This is a genomic window from Streptomyces sp. NPDC052042 (assembly GCF_044548345.1).
Taxonomy (GTDB): Bacteria; Actinomycetota; Actinomycetes; order Streptomycetales; family Streptomycetaceae; genus Streptomyces.
The window spans coordinates 149,754-162,776 of sequence record NZ_JBIUBU010000013.1 but is presented as its reverse complement, the minus strand read 5'-3'; the positions used below and the strand labels follow the sequence as shown (position 1 = coordinate 162,776).

The window sequence follows — 13,023 nt, the reverse complement described above, 5'->3', positions numbered from 1 at the left end:
GGTGCGAGAAGGTCACACGGCATGGCGAAGGCCCGGATCCTCGAAAGGATCCGGGCCTTCGCCTTCCAGTAGCGGGGACAGGATTTGAACCTGCGACCTCTGGGTTATGAGCCCAGCGAGCTACCGAGCTGCTCCACCCCGCGTCGTTGTGAAGAAACCGTACCACGACGCGGGGCGGGCCCTAGTCGGTCACCCAGCCGGGCCCGCCGCCGTCAACCACTGCCGACGCCGGGCCCCGCGGTCAGCCGCTGCCTGCGCCGGACTTCGCCCCCTGGTCGCCGGAGCCGCCCGAAGGGTTCGCCTCGCTGGCGCCGCCCGCCTTGGGCTGGGCCGCCGCCGCGCGCTCCAGCGCCCTCTGGAGCTCGGTCTGGGCCTTCCCGTAGGCGGTCCAGTCCTGCTTCTTCAGGGCCTCCTCGCCCTCCGTGTAGGCCTTCTGCGCGTCGGCGATCGCCTTCTTCAGCGCCGCCTCACCGGTGGCCGGCGGCTCGGTGTTCTCGCTCGGCGGACGCGTGGCCTCCTCGGCCGGCGGGGTCTCGCCCGTCACCCCGAAGACCTCGTTGAGCGCCTCCCCGAGGCTGTTCTTGAAGACGGTCTTCGACCCGTACGAGGCGGCGACCTTGCGCAGCAGCGGGTAGTTCTGCGTGCCACCGCGGGTGTACACCGGCTCGATGTAGAGGAACCCTCCCTCAAGCGGAACGGTCAGCAGGTTGCCGTACTCGATGTCGGAGTCGGTGCCCTTGAGGTTCCTCACGAACTCGGCGACGTCGTCGTTGCCGTTGAGCTCACTCTGCACCTGGCCGGGGCCCTTCACCGTGGTGGTGACCCGCAACAGCCTGATCGTGCCGTAGTCCTTGCTGGCCGCGTCCGCGTCCACCGCCATGAAGGCCCCGAGGTCGGGACGTCCCTTCGGCGTGAACGTGGTGGTCAGCGAGAACTTCTGGCCCGACTGACCCGGCATCTTCATGCTCAGGTAGTACGGCGGAACGGCCCCGGAGTCCTTCTTGGTCGGGTCGTCCGGGACCTGCCACGCGTCACTGCCGCTGTAGAACTGCGCGGGATCCGTGACGTGGTAGCGGGTGAGCAGCTCGCGCTGCACCTTGAACAGGTCCTGCGGGTAGCGCAGGTGGTCCATGAGCTCCTGCGGGATGTCCGTCCTGGACTTCACCGTTCCGGGGAACGCCTTGCGCCAGGTCTTCAGGACCGGGTCCTTGGTGTCCCACTCGTAGAGCCTCACCGTGCCGTCGTACGCGTCGACGGTGGCCTTCACCGAGTTGCGGATGTAGTTGACCTGGTTCTGCTGGGCGACGACCGCGCGCTGGTTGGTGGTCAGCGAGTCGGCCGTGGTGTCGCCGAGCGTCGTCCGGGAGGCGTACGGGTAGCCGTTGGTGGTGGTGTACGCGTCGACGATCCACTGGATGCGCCCATTTACCACGGCCGGGTAGGCGTCGCCGTCGATGGTCAGCCACGGGGCGACCGCCTCGACGCGCTCCTTGGGCGTGCGGTTGTAGAGGATCCGCGAGCCGTCGCCGATGGCTCCGGAGTAGAGGATCTGCGGCTCGCTGAAGGCCACCGCGTACGCGGCGCGGTTGAAGGTGTTGGAGAGGCTGACCCCACTGCCGCCCTGGTAGCTGGTGGTCTTCTCACCGTCCTCCTCGTAGTCGAGCTCCTTCTGGGGCCCGCCGACGATGGAGTACTGCTCGGTCTTCTCGCCGTAGTAGATCCGCTGCTCGTACGAGCCCAGGTCATCGCCCGAGGTCGGCAGGCCCGACTCGATGAAGTCCGGCGAACCCTTCGGGTTCTTGCCCGTCGTCGTGCCCCGGGCCGCGATGGCGCCGTAACCGTGGGTGTAGGTGAAGTGGTCGTTGATCCAGTTGCGCTTCGGGATGCCGTCGATGTTCAGCTCGCGCAGACCGATGACCGTGTCCTGGCCCTTGTAGCGGTCCACGTCCAGCGTCTTGGGGAACTGGTAGTAGTTCCTCTTCTGCTGGAGCTGCTGGAAGGCCGGGGAGACGACGTTGGGGTCCATCACCCGGTAGCTGGCCGCGGAGTCCGCGCCCGCGCGCAGCACGGCGCCGTCGTCCGTCGTGTTCTTGCCCGAGTAGTCCTGGACCTGCGCCCGGTCGATGTCGTAGGCGTCACGCGTCGCCTCGATGTTCTTCCGGATGAACGGGGCTTCCTTGGCCTGCTCGTTCGGCTGGACCTGGAACTTCTGCACGATCGCCGGGTACAGCCCGCCGATCAGGATCGCCGAGAGCACCATCAGGCCGAAGCCGATCACCGGAAGCTGCCAGGTGCGGCGCCAGAGCGTCGCGAAGAAGAGCAGGGCGCAGATCGCGGCGATGCAGAACAGGATGGTCTTCGCCGGAAGGTAGGCGTTGGCGTCGACGTACCTGAGACCCGTCCAGTTGTCCGTGGCCTTGAAGTCGCTGGACTTCACGGCCAGTCCGTACCGGTCGAGCCAGTACGCCACGGCCTTCAGCGAGACGAAGACGCCGAGCAGCACCGACAGGTGCCCGGTGGCCGCACCGGTCGCCCGCGCGCCGGGGCTGGTGATGCGGAGCCCGCCGTACAGGTAGTGGGTCAGCACGGCGGCGATCAGCGAGAGCACCGTGGCCGCGAAGCCGAAGCCCAGCAGGAAGCGGTACCAGGGCAGATCGAAGGCGTAGAAGGAGACGTCCAGGTGGAACTGCGGGTCCTTCTGTCCGAAGGCCACGCCGTTCACATACATGAGCCAGGTGCGCCACTGCGCGGAGGCGGACGCTCCGGCGATCAGTCCGACGAGCACGGCGATCGCGAGCAGAGCCCACTTCTTGAAGGGGGCGAGGCTCATCCGGTAGCGGTCCAGGCTCTGCTGCTCCAGCGACATCGCGCTCAGCGGCGGCCGGAGCCGGTGCGCGAGCCAGATGTTCAGACCGACGACGACCGCCATCAGCAGTCCGAAGACGAGGAACAGCCCGATCTTGGTCCACAGAGTGGTGGTGAAGACGGACGAGTACGAGACCGACCTGTACCAGAGCCAATCCGTCCAGAACCCGGCGAACATGACGAACGCCATGGCGAGAACCGCCAGGACGCCCAATGTCGTGAGCAGGGTACGTGCGCGCCGGGACGGGCGGCCCACTCTGATCCGTGGCCCGGTCGGGCCTCCGCCGCGGTCCGGCATCTGGAAAGCCAACGTGCGCACCTCGTAGTTCGCGGGTCGTAGGAAGGGGCCCAGCGATCGTAGGTCCCACCTATGCAACTTACTGAGGCTTTACCTAGTTCCCGACCTCGGGGCGGAAGGAGGCAGGATATTGCTCATGTCCAACGTTTCCCCATCCGGCCCCCCGATGGCCGCGAGCCCCCTCACCGTCGCCGTGCTGGAGATCGACGCATACGTCTCCGGCCTCGGCTGGGACCAGCCCGCCCGGCTCTTCGCCCTCGTCGACACCGATCGGCTGCGGGCCCAGGAGCCCGGTCTCGCCGCCCAGCTCGGCCTGGACTCCGACGCCCCCGCCTCCTCTCTCACCCCCATCGAGCAGGAGGAGCTCCCGGCGGGCACCGCCCTGGACGACTTCCTCGCCACGATCGCCTGGCCCGACGCCGTGGCCGGCTGTGCGCTGACGGTGGAGCGGCTGATGCTGCCGCCGTCCGCCGAGGCGTCCGTGCCCGAGGGGCTCGACGAGGCCCAGCTGGCCGCGTGGGTCGCGAAGCACCCGGAGCGCCAGGAGGTGCGGATGACCGTGGCCGCCCTCCGGGACGGATCGCACGAGTGCGCCGTGCGCCTGCGCGAGAAGGACGCGCCGAGCGAGGTGCGCACGGGCGCCGGCCTGGTACCCGGGCTGGCCGAGGCGCTGGCCGCGACCTTCGAGGACTGAGCGGCTGTCGGGTGACCCGTGCTCGGACAGCGGACGCGGTCGCGCCAGGGCATGGCCGCCCGGTCCGGGGTCACCCGACTTCCGTGGGCCCGTCGTGCCCGGTCGGGGGCGCGGCCGGACGCACCCGGGGCGTGGTCAGCCCGCCGAGCAGCTCGGCAGACCGGCCGTGTCCCCCGTGCGGATCTTGTCCAGCGACTTCCTCGCGTCGCGGAGCGTCTTCACCTTGACCAGCGTGAGCCCGCTCGGGATGTCGGAAGCGGCGGCCTTGCAGTTCTCGGCCGGGGTCAGGAAGTAGCGCGCGCCCGCGTCGCGCGCGCCGACCAGTTTCATCGTGATGCCGCCGATCGGGCCCACCGTGCCCCGGTCGTCGATGGTGCCGGTGCCCGCGATGAACCTGCCGCCGGTCAGATCGGTCGGCGTCAGCTTGTCGATGAGGCCGAGCGAGAACATCAGGCCGGCACTGGGCCCGCCGACATCGGCGAGCTCGATGTCGATCCGGAACGGGAACGTGTGGCCCGTGCCGGCCTGGATGCCGACGATCGCGCGCTTGTCCCCCGGGGCCTTCGCGGTGGTGATGACGACCTTCCGGCCGTCCTCCGGCTCCTTGCCCGCTTTCTCGGCCGCCTGCGCCGTCTTCGCCGGGACGATCGTGAAGGTGACGTCCTCGCCGGGTTTGTGCCGGGTGACGAGCTTCGCGACGTCCTCGGGCCGCTTGACGTCCGTACCGTCGACCTGCTTGATCACGTCCCCGGCGTGCAGCCTGCCCTGGGCGGGGCTGTCCTTGACGACCACGGAGACCACGACCCGCGATGTCACCGGGATGCCCAGTTCGTTCAGAGCGGCGACCTTGGCGCTCTGCTGTGACTGGCTGAACTCCTCGGCGTTCTCCTGCGTGGACTGCTGCTCCGTCTTGCCGTCGGGGTAGAGGGTGTCGTGCGGCACCACCACGCTGTCCCGGGACAGCCAGCCGTACACGGCCCCGACGAGGTTCATGCGGTAGTCGGCGCCGGTGACCCTGACGGTGGTCATGTTCAGGTGGCCCGACGTCGGGTACGTCCGACGCCCGGAGATCTGGAGGACCGGCTCGCCCTTGACCTTGCCGAGGGTGTTCACGGTCGGCCCCGGAGACATCTCGGAGTACGGCACCTTGATCAGCAGGCCCGCGCAGAGCAGCGCGATGAGGATCAGAGTGGCGGCGAGCATCGTCGCGGTGCGGCGTGGCATGGAACGACAGTACGGGAACAGCCTGTCAGTGCACCGTCGGGGCCGTTCCGCGCTGGGCCGGAAGCCCGGTGCGGTACGGCCCCGAAGAGCAGTCGGCGGCGCGGCGACCCGCGCGACGGGCGACTGCGTAGGTGGACAAGAGCTCGGACGACTCAGACGACGTCGGAACCGGAATGCGTTTTCTCCATCGCCTCACGGAACCGCGCATATCCGGCCAGTTCCGAGACATCGCCGGATGTGTGATTACGGGCGACCCAGCTTCCCCATATCGCCGCACCGAGCGCGGCGAAAAGCGGAATCAAAAGCCAGGCAAGCGCTGCCATTACGACCTCCCTGCCCATGAGCGACCGCAACTGACCGATCAGCAGATTAACCGTTTGCATGACCAACGCTCACGGCAGGAAGACGATTACGCAAATCGGGGTGGACAACCACTCGATCGGCTTGCGTTCAGCAGGCTCCGACCCATTCCTCGGTGCCGTCCGAGAACCGCTGGTGCTTCCAGATCGGAACCTCGCGCTTGAGGTCGTCGATGAGCGTGCGGCAGGCCGCGAACGCCTCCGCTCGGTGCGGACAGGAGACGGCGACGACCACCGCGAGATCGCCCACATGGAGGTCACCCACACGGTGGACGGCGGCGAGCGCCCGCACCGGGAATTCCGCCGCGACCTTCTCCGCCACCCGGCGTAGCTCGTCCTGCGCCGACGGATGGCAGGAGTATCCGAGCGCGCTGACCCCCTGCCCTCCGTCGTGGTCACGCACCGTGCCGACGAAGAGCGCGGTGCCTCCCGCGGCGTCGTCCCCGACGGCCCGGAAGACCTCGTCGACCGACAGCGGCGTGTCGCGGATCGCCAGCAACCGGACGGGGTCGGTCGCCGCCCATTCGCCGGGGTGGTCGTACATGGGAACCATGGGGCCCATGGTGCCGTACCGCACCCGCGGAGAGGGAGTGTGCCTCCCCCGGTGGACACCCGGCCGCGGAGCCTGGGCCCGAAGCCGGTCCCGGAGCCTGGACCCGAGGCCGGTGGCGAAGCCGGGGCCCGGAGCCGGTGACGCACCGCCGCGCGGCCGGGGCCGGCGTCAGATGCGGCGTCGGGCCTTGCGGGCCCTGCGGACCAGGGCGGCGGTGCCGAGCAGCGCCACGGTCGCACCGGCGGCGCCCGCCGCGGTCGCGTCCTTGCGGCCGAGACGTCGTCCGGCGACGGTGTGCCGCCCCGTCGCCTCTTCGAGGAGCGCGGCCAGCACCTCCTCATTGGTCCAGCGCGGCCGCCAGCCCGCGTCGTGCAGCCGGCTCACGCTGACCACCCAGGGGTGCATCGTGTACGCCAGGTCCCCCGCCGGGGACGGGGTGAGACCGATCCGGTGCAGCCGGGCGGCGGCGCCGAGGGCGACGGCGGAGGGCAGCTCCATCCGGCGGATGCCGCTGAGCTCCTCGACCTCCTCCTGCTCCAGCCAGCCGTCGCAGCCGACCGCGAACTCGCCGTCGATCTTCTCCAGCGCGGCGTACTCCAGGGCCGTGACCAGGTCCTCGACATGGCAGAACTGCCAGGCGGGACGGGATCCGGCGACGACCAGGAGGCGTGGCGACTCGAAGTAGCGGGTCAGCGCGGTGTCCGTGCCTCCGACCAGGACGGTGGGCCGGACCACGGTCACGTTGAGTCCGGGATGGGCGCGGGGCGCGCGGCGGCCGAGCCGTTCGATCTCCAGGAGGTCGCCGACGCCGGTGGCCTCGGCCGTGGCGCGCAGCTCGGCGTCCTCGGCGAGCGGGATGTCGTTGTCGGGCAGCGCCCCGTAGACCATCGCCGAGGTGCACAGCACGACCCGGTGGACCCCCGCGGCCGCGGCGGCCGTGAGCACCGTCTGGGTACCGCGCACGTTGTAGGCGGTGCGGGCGGCGGGGTCCGTCTCCAGGTCGAGGTCGAGCGCGAGGTGCACCACGACGTCCGCGCCGCGCAGCTTCTCCGCGATGACCGGGTCCCGCACATCGAGGAGGTGCCAGGTCGCCTCAAAGACCTCTCCGCGGCGCTCGTCGATCGCGATGACCTGCTTGATCTCCTCGGACGCCGCAAGGCGGGCGACGAGCAGCTCACCGACGCCGCGCGCGGCACCGGTGACCGCGACGACGGGGCCACGGCTCCCGGAACGGCATCGTGCGGGTTTGCTCTCGGTCGTGGGGGCGGACGGGTTTCGCGCTGCGCGAACCTGAGGATCTGGGGAACTCACCGGGCGTCTCCAGCGGTTGTCTTCAGTACGTACCCGAATGACGCGTACGTACCAGGTGGCGTCCATCCTGCCGCAGGCCGGGGACCGGGGAGCACAGAGGCCCCGCACGGACTTTTGGTGTCTACGCTGGATGGTGATGTCGGGCAGTCGCCGTCGGTTCGCGCCGGCGGCCCTAAGAGCCGAGGAAACCCGTGAGTGACACCCCATTCGGATTCGGCCTTCCGCCGGAGGAGCCGGAGAACGGCGACGAGGGCAAGAAGAAGGACCCCACCGGAGGTGGGGAGGGTTCGGGCGGGCCGGCGAGCCCGTTCGGCTTCGGGCTCGGCGCGGGCGGGGAGAACCCGTTCGCGGCGATGTTCGGCACGCTGAACCCCAACGATCTGGGCGCTGCCTTCCAGCAGCTCGGCCAGATGCTGAGCTATGAGGGCGGTCCCGTGAACTGGGACATGGCCAAGCAGATCGCCCGCCAGACGGTCTCGCAGGGCACGCCCGACGGTTCCAAGGACGCCAGCGTCGGCCCGTCCGAGCGGTCCGCGGTCGACGAGGCCCTGCGCCTGGCCGACCTGTGGCTGGACGGGGTGACATCGCTGCCCTCCGGTTCGGTCTCGACGGTGGCGTGGAGCCGTGCGGAGTGGGTCGAGGCGTCCCTTCCGGCCTGGCAGAAGCTGGTCGACCCGGTGGCCGAGCGCGTGGGTGCGGCCATGGGCGATGTGCTGCCCGAGGAGATGCAGGCGATGGCGGGCCCGCTGATCGGCATGATGCGGTCGATGGGCGGGGCGATGTTCGGCCAGCAGATCGGGCAGGCCGTCGGTGTGCTGGCGGGCGAGGTGGTCGGGTCGACCGACATCGGACTGCCGCTGGGCCCGGCGGGCAAAGCCGCGCTCCTTCCGCTGAACATCGAGCGGTTCGGCAAGGACCTGGGCGTCCCGCAGGATGAGGTCCGGCTGTACCTCGCCCTGCGCGAGGCCGCCCATCAGCGGCTCTTCGCCCACGTCCCGTGGCTGCGCTCGCATCTGTTCGGTGCCGTCGAGGGGTACGCGCGCGGCATCAAGGTCGACACCGGCAAGCTGGAGGACGTGGTCGGCCAGTTCGACCCGTCACAGCCCGAACAGCTGCGGGACGCCCTTCAGCAGGGCATGTTCCAGCCGGAGGACACTCCGGAGCAGAAGGCCGCCCTGGCCAGGCTGGAGACGGCGCTGGCACTGGTCGAGGGCTGGGTGGACGCGGTGGTACACGAGGCCGCCAGGTCCCGTCTGACGTCCGCGGACGCGCTGCGCGAGACCATGCGCCGCCGCCGCGCCTCCGGTGGTCCGGCCGAGCAGACGTTCGCCACGCTCATCGGCCTCCAGCTGCGTCCGCGGCGGCTGCGCGACGCCTCGCGTCTGTGGGCCTCGCTCACCGACGCCCGTGGCATGGACGGACGCGACGCGCTCTGGGAGCACCCCGACATGCTGCCGACGGCGCGGGACCTGGACGATCCGGACGGTTTCGTCCACCACGAGCAGATGGACTTCTCCGAACTGGACAAGATGCTCGGCGAGGCCGCGCAGGAGCCGGGGAAGCCCGGGACCGACACGGACGAGGCGGGTTCCGAAGGAACCGACGGCCGCGGGAGCGACGGCAAGGGCGACACCGACCGGTGAGCCTCCACGACGACGCCGTACTCGTGCTCAAGGAGTACGAGAACGCACAGGACCCGGCCCAGGAAGGGCTACGACACGTCTACCTGGACCACCTGGCCCAGCATCCGGACGGTGTGTGGAAGGCGTGCGGCGCCGGGCATCTGACGGCGAGCGCGCTGGTCGTCGACCCGGCGCGCGGCCGCGTCCTGCTCACGCTCCACCGCAAGCTGCGGATGTGGCTCCAGATGGGCGGCCACTGCGAACCGCAGGACGGCACACTGGCCGCGGCGGCGCTGCGCGAGGCCACCGAGGAGTCCGGGATCAGCGGGCTGACGCTGCTTCCGGGCGGGCCGGTGGCGCTGGACCGCCATCGCATCCCCGCGCCCTGCCACTGGCACCTGGACGTGCAGTACGCGGCACTGGCGCCGTTGGACGCGACGGAACAGATCAGCGACGAGTCGCTGGATCTGCGCTGGTTCACGTACGACGAGGTCCCGTCGGTGGCGGACGACTCGGTCGTACGGCTGCTGACACGTGTGCGCGCCGCGCTGGAGCAGCGCCTCTAGTGCCGCGGCACTAGGCCGCCTCCAGGCCGTCCTCACACGGGCGCCTGCCGTGCGACGCCTGCCCCGCACGCTCGCCGCATTGTCGGACTCGTCCTCGTACGTCCGGTACGAGGGCGGTCCTCCGCCGTGCGATCGCACGCGCCGGACGCCGCACAGCCCGGCCTCCGGCCGAACGCCATCGGCGTGAAGACACGGCCCAGTGCCTCTCGCGGCAGGGCCTGGGCGTGGTCAGCGCCGCGCCCAGGCCCTGCCGCGATCCGCGCGGAAGGGGGCGGCACCGCCGAGGACCGCCCCCTTCGTACCGGAGCCCGGCGGCTCAGTTCCAGGCGTTGTTCCGGTTCTGACCGTGGGCGCCCTGCTGGCCCATTCCGTACTGCGCGCGGATCCCCTGGCCGATCTGCGCACTCTGCGGCGGCAGCACCTCGCTGGGCTGGACCAGCGCGTAACCCTGGCCGAGGAAGCTGAGCTCCCAGCCCTCGCCGGTGTTGCCGCGGCGACGCCAGACGCCCGAGGAGTGCGTCTGGGCCTGCATCTGCACCCGCAGGGAGCTGGACCACGCGACGATCGCGTCGGCGTCGGCGCTGACGTACTTGTCGGGCGTGACCTGCATCATCAGCGGCTGGCCCGAGGTCATCAGCGCGACCTTGCCGCTGCCGGTGATGTTGAGCTGGTATTTCCCCGAGCCGGAGATGCCGTACTGACTGTCCACGGCGACGACCTCGTGGTGCAGCCCCGAGTCCAGCGCGAGGACATAGGAACTGTCCACGGTCAGGCCGTCGCGGTCGACGTCCACCACATGCACATACTGCGCGAGGTTGGCGAGGAACACGGTTCCCTGGCCGGAGCAGCGCATGAGGTCGAGGCCCTCACCGGTGTGCGAGCGGGAGTACTGCTGCCCCGTCGACTGGTACTCCCCGTCGAACTCGATCAGCCCCTGGTACGCGACCATGCTCCCCTTGCGGGCGAGGACGTCGTCGTGGCCGTTGAGCGTCACGCGGAGCATCTGCGAGTTCTGCAGGGTGTAGCGGTCCGCCGACTGCCGTTCGGTGTACTGGAAAAGCGGGCTCTGCATGGTGTCCTCTCGCTCCCCTCAGCCCCGGGCCCGCAGGCGGTCGGTGCTGTCCTCGCTCGGCTGTACGACGACGATGCCCTGGCCGGAGAAGGCCATCTGAAAGGCCTCGCCACTGCCGCGACCGATCAGGGATCCCGCCTTGAAGCTGCGCTTCCCCTTCACCTTGAGGTTCGGGGACCAGGCGATGAGCGCGTCGGGATCGACGTACGTCTCGTCCTCGCCACCGCCGCAGTTGACGACGACGGGGGTCCCGCGCGAGGTCAGGGCGACCCAGCCGGAACCGGAGATGGACACGTTCCACAGGCCCTGCCCGGCGAACTTGGCGAGGCCCTTGACCCGCTCGACACCCCACTGGAGCTGCGCGTCGAACGCGAGGACGTTGGTGCCGTTGACCGACAGCGCCTCGTTGTCGAGGTGGACGACGACGACGTCCGCGCCGTAGTCGGCGAGGTAGAGCAGTCCGTCCCCGCTGCACTTCATGAGCGGGGCGCCTTCGCCAGTGATCCAGTCGCGCGCGATCTGGCGTACGGCGGGCGGGTTCGGCTCGTACTGGATGAACCCCTCGTACGCGACCATCGAGCCCACCCGGGCGAAAAGGTCCTGGCCCGTGGCCATCGCGACCTTCAGCATGGCGCTGCCGTGGTTCTCCATACGGGCGGTGACCGGTGCGGGGGCATACCCCGCGAGCTGCTGGTTCATGCTTCGGCTTCCTCAGACCTCGTACGGCTGGACGACGATGAAGTTGCCCGGTGCGCCCCGGAACTGGAGGTTCACCGACTCCCCGCTGTGCCCGGGGTAGGCGTTGTAGCGCAGCCGCACCTGGCTGGAGACGATCACCTGGGAGGCGGCGGACCAGGCGACGATCGCGTCGCTGTCGGCGAAGGTCGTCGGCGTGACGGGCAGGACCACCGGGGTGCCGTGCGTCATCACCACCACGGTGCCGGTCCCCTGGAAGAGCATGGTGAACAGCGCCCCGCCGGGGATCCCGTGCCCCTCGATGCGCCGCACCTCGTAGTGGAGGGATTCGTCGAAGGCGAGGACGCGCTCGGCCGAGACGCAGATGCTGTCGCCCTGCAGCTCGATGGGGTGCAGATGGGCGCTGTTCTCCGCGAGGAAGACCTGCCCGCGGCCGGTGCAGCGCATCAGCTGCATCTCCTGGCCCGTGGCGTTGCCCACGATCCGGCCCGCGAATCCCGCGCCCTTGTAGCTGAAGTCGACCTTGCCCTGGTACATGACCATGCTGCCCTGACGGGCCAGGACGGGCGCATTGTCCTGTCCGAGGTCCACCCGGACCAGTTGGTGGTTCTGCGCCGTCCACCGCTGACCGGTCGCCACCTCCTTGTAGAGGTTGACGGCCGCCTGAAGGCCGCCGCCGGACTGCGGTGCGCCGTACGGCACCCCGGGGGGCTGGCCGTACGGGGCCGGTGGCTGCTGCCCGAAGGGGGCGGGGGGCTGCTGGCCGTACGGCGCCGGGTACGGCTGGCCGGGGGGAGCCGCCGGCGCGGGCTGGCCGGGGATCTGCCCGAACTGCGGCTGCTGCGGCGGCTGTCCGTAGAGAGGCGGTGCGGGGGCGGGCGGCGGAACGATGCCGTCCGGCGGTGTTGCCGGAGCCAACGGCGCCACCATGGTCGGTGCGCTGTGGATCTGCTGCGCCGGAGTGGCGGCGGCCGGGGCACCGAAGGACGGGGCCGGCTGCGCGGGCTGGGGGGCGTGGGGCGCCTGAGGAATGTTCGGTGCCTGGGGGGCGTGCGGCGCCTGGGGAACGTTGGGTGCCTGGGGAGCGTGCGGTGCCTGGGGAGCCGCGGGAACTCCGAACGACGGAGCGGGCTCCGGAGCGGACGCCTGCGCGGGTGGGGCGAACGACGGCGGAGCGAACGACGGTGGATCCGTCGGAGGCTGGGCGGCGGGTTCCTCCTCCAGCACCTCGCCGCCGAAGTTCTTCAGGAGCGCTTCGAGTCCCCCGTCGAAGCCCTGGCCGACCGCGGCGAACCGCCAGACGTCCTTCAGATAGAAGTCGCCCAGCATCACGGCGCGCTCGGTGGTGAACTCCGAGCCGTCGAAGGCGTACCGCGCGACTTCTTCACCACCTGCGACGATCCGGATGTACCCCGGTCCCACCTGGGACATCTGGCCGGCGCCGTCGATCGCCGCGGTGAACGACAGCTTCTGGACGTGTGCCGGAATGCGGTCCAGGGTGACGCGGAACGACTCGGTGTCACCGGCCTGCGAGCCAAGGAGCTGAATGGACTCCTCGGGCGATTTGGGCTGATTGAAGAAGATGAAATACCGGTCGTCGGAGAGCCGCTCGTCGACGTCGAGGCCGAAGCAGCTGATGTCGATGGTCAGTCCCGGGCCACCGATCTGCACACCTACGTACAGATCCGTCCCCGGGGTGAGATCGCCGATCCTGGCCTTGTGACCGCGCTGGAATTCCCTGACCATGCGTAACGACCGTCCCC

At 70.1% G+C, this 13,023-nt stretch carries 11 protein-coding genes and 1 tRNA gene; 3 read left to right on the top strand and 9 right to left on the bottom strand.

From position 1 onward, the window contains the following. Window positions 1-69: 69 nt before the first annotated feature. Together ACIHCL_RS22105 and ACIHCL_RS22100 are read right to left on the bottom strand one after the other, a co-directional pair. A tRNA-Met gene (locus ACIHCL_RS22105) sits at window positions 70-143 on the bottom strand. Between the two features lie 98 nt (window positions 144-241). Then, complete coding sequence (locus ACIHCL_RS22100) at window positions 242-3,163, bottom strand: UPF0182 family protein (RefSeq protein WP_399864211.1); 2,922 nt, start codon at window positions 3,161-3,163, stop codon at window positions 242-244. Window positions 3,164-3,299: 136 nt separating this feature from the next. Here ACIHCL_RS22100 and ACIHCL_RS22095 point away from each other — a divergent pair, with 136 nt between their 5' ends. Beyond that, window positions 3,300-3,857 (top strand): PPA1309 family protein, encoded by a 558-nt coding sequence (locus ACIHCL_RS22095; protein ID WP_399864142.1) that lies wholly within the window; start codon window positions 3,300-3,302, stop codon window positions 3,855-3,857. A gap of 135 nt (window positions 3,858-3,992) precedes the next feature. Here ACIHCL_RS22095 and ACIHCL_RS22090 read toward each other — a convergent pair whose 3' ends face one another. From ACIHCL_RS22090 to ACIHCL_RS22075, 4 genes are all read right to left on the bottom strand, one after another. Then, a complete protein-coding gene (locus ACIHCL_RS22090) occupies window positions 3,993-5,081 on the bottom strand; it encodes a PDZ domain-containing protein (protein ID WP_399864141.1) in 1,089 nt (362 codons plus the stop codon). Between the two features lie 152 nt (window positions 5,082-5,233). Next, window positions 5,234-5,404 carry a hypothetical protein gene (locus ACIHCL_RS22085; RefSeq protein WP_399864140.1) on the bottom strand — a complete coding sequence of 57 codons (171 nt, stop codon included), beginning with the start codon at window positions 5,402-5,404 and terminating at the stop codon, window positions 5,234-5,236. 127 nt (window positions 5,405-5,531) lie between these two features. After that, window positions 5,532-5,993, bottom strand: a complete 462-nt coding sequence (locus tag ACIHCL_RS22080) for a molybdenum cofactor biosynthesis protein MoaE (protein ID WP_399864139.1) — start codon at window positions 5,991-5,993, stop codon at window positions 5,532-5,534. 168 nt (window positions 5,994-6,161) lie between these two features. Further along, on the bottom strand, window positions 6,162-7,304 hold the full coding sequence (locus ACIHCL_RS22075) for an SDR family oxidoreductase (protein WP_399864138.1): 1,143 nt from the start codon (window positions 7,302-7,304) through the stop codon (window positions 6,162-6,164). A gap of 191 nt (window positions 7,305-7,495) precedes the next feature. On the opposite strand from ACIHCL_RS22075, the gene ACIHCL_RS22070 reads away from it, so the two are divergent. Further along, window positions 7,496-8,947, top strand: coding sequence for a zinc-dependent metalloprotease (locus tag ACIHCL_RS22070; RefSeq protein ID WP_399864137.1), 1,452 nt, complete (start codon window positions 7,496-7,498; stop codon window positions 8,945-8,947). Beyond that, window positions 8,944-9,492, top strand: coding sequence for an NUDIX domain-containing protein (locus ACIHCL_RS22065; protein ID WP_399864136.1), 549 nt, complete (start codon window positions 8,944-8,946; stop codon window positions 9,490-9,492). The genes ACIHCL_RS22070 and ACIHCL_RS22065 overlap by 4 nt, the downstream gene beginning before the upstream one ends. A gap of 316 nt (window positions 9,493-9,808) precedes the next feature. Here the strand turns inward: ACIHCL_RS22065 and ACIHCL_RS22060 are convergent, their stop codons facing one another. From ACIHCL_RS22060 to ACIHCL_RS22050, 3 genes are read right to left on the bottom strand one after another with little or no spacing between them, the layout of a single operon-like run. After that, window positions 9,809-10,564: an AIM24 family protein gene (locus ACIHCL_RS22060; RefSeq protein ID WP_399864134.1), complete on the bottom strand. Its 756-nt coding sequence runs from the start codon at window positions 10,562-10,564 to the stop codon at window positions 9,809-9,811. A gap of 18 nt (window positions 10,565-10,582) precedes the next feature. After that, entirely contained in the window at window positions 10,583-11,263 is a 681-nt protein-coding gene (locus ACIHCL_RS22055) for an AIM24 family protein (RefSeq protein ID WP_399864133.1), read from the bottom strand. A gap of 12 nt (window positions 11,264-11,275) precedes the next feature. Next, window positions 11,276-13,006 carry a TerD family protein gene (locus ACIHCL_RS22050; protein WP_399864131.1) on the bottom strand — a complete coding sequence of 577 codons (1,731 nt, stop codon included), beginning with the start codon at window positions 13,004-13,006 and terminating at the stop codon, window positions 11,276-11,278. Between the last annotated feature and the right edge of the window lie 17 nt (window positions 13,007-13,023).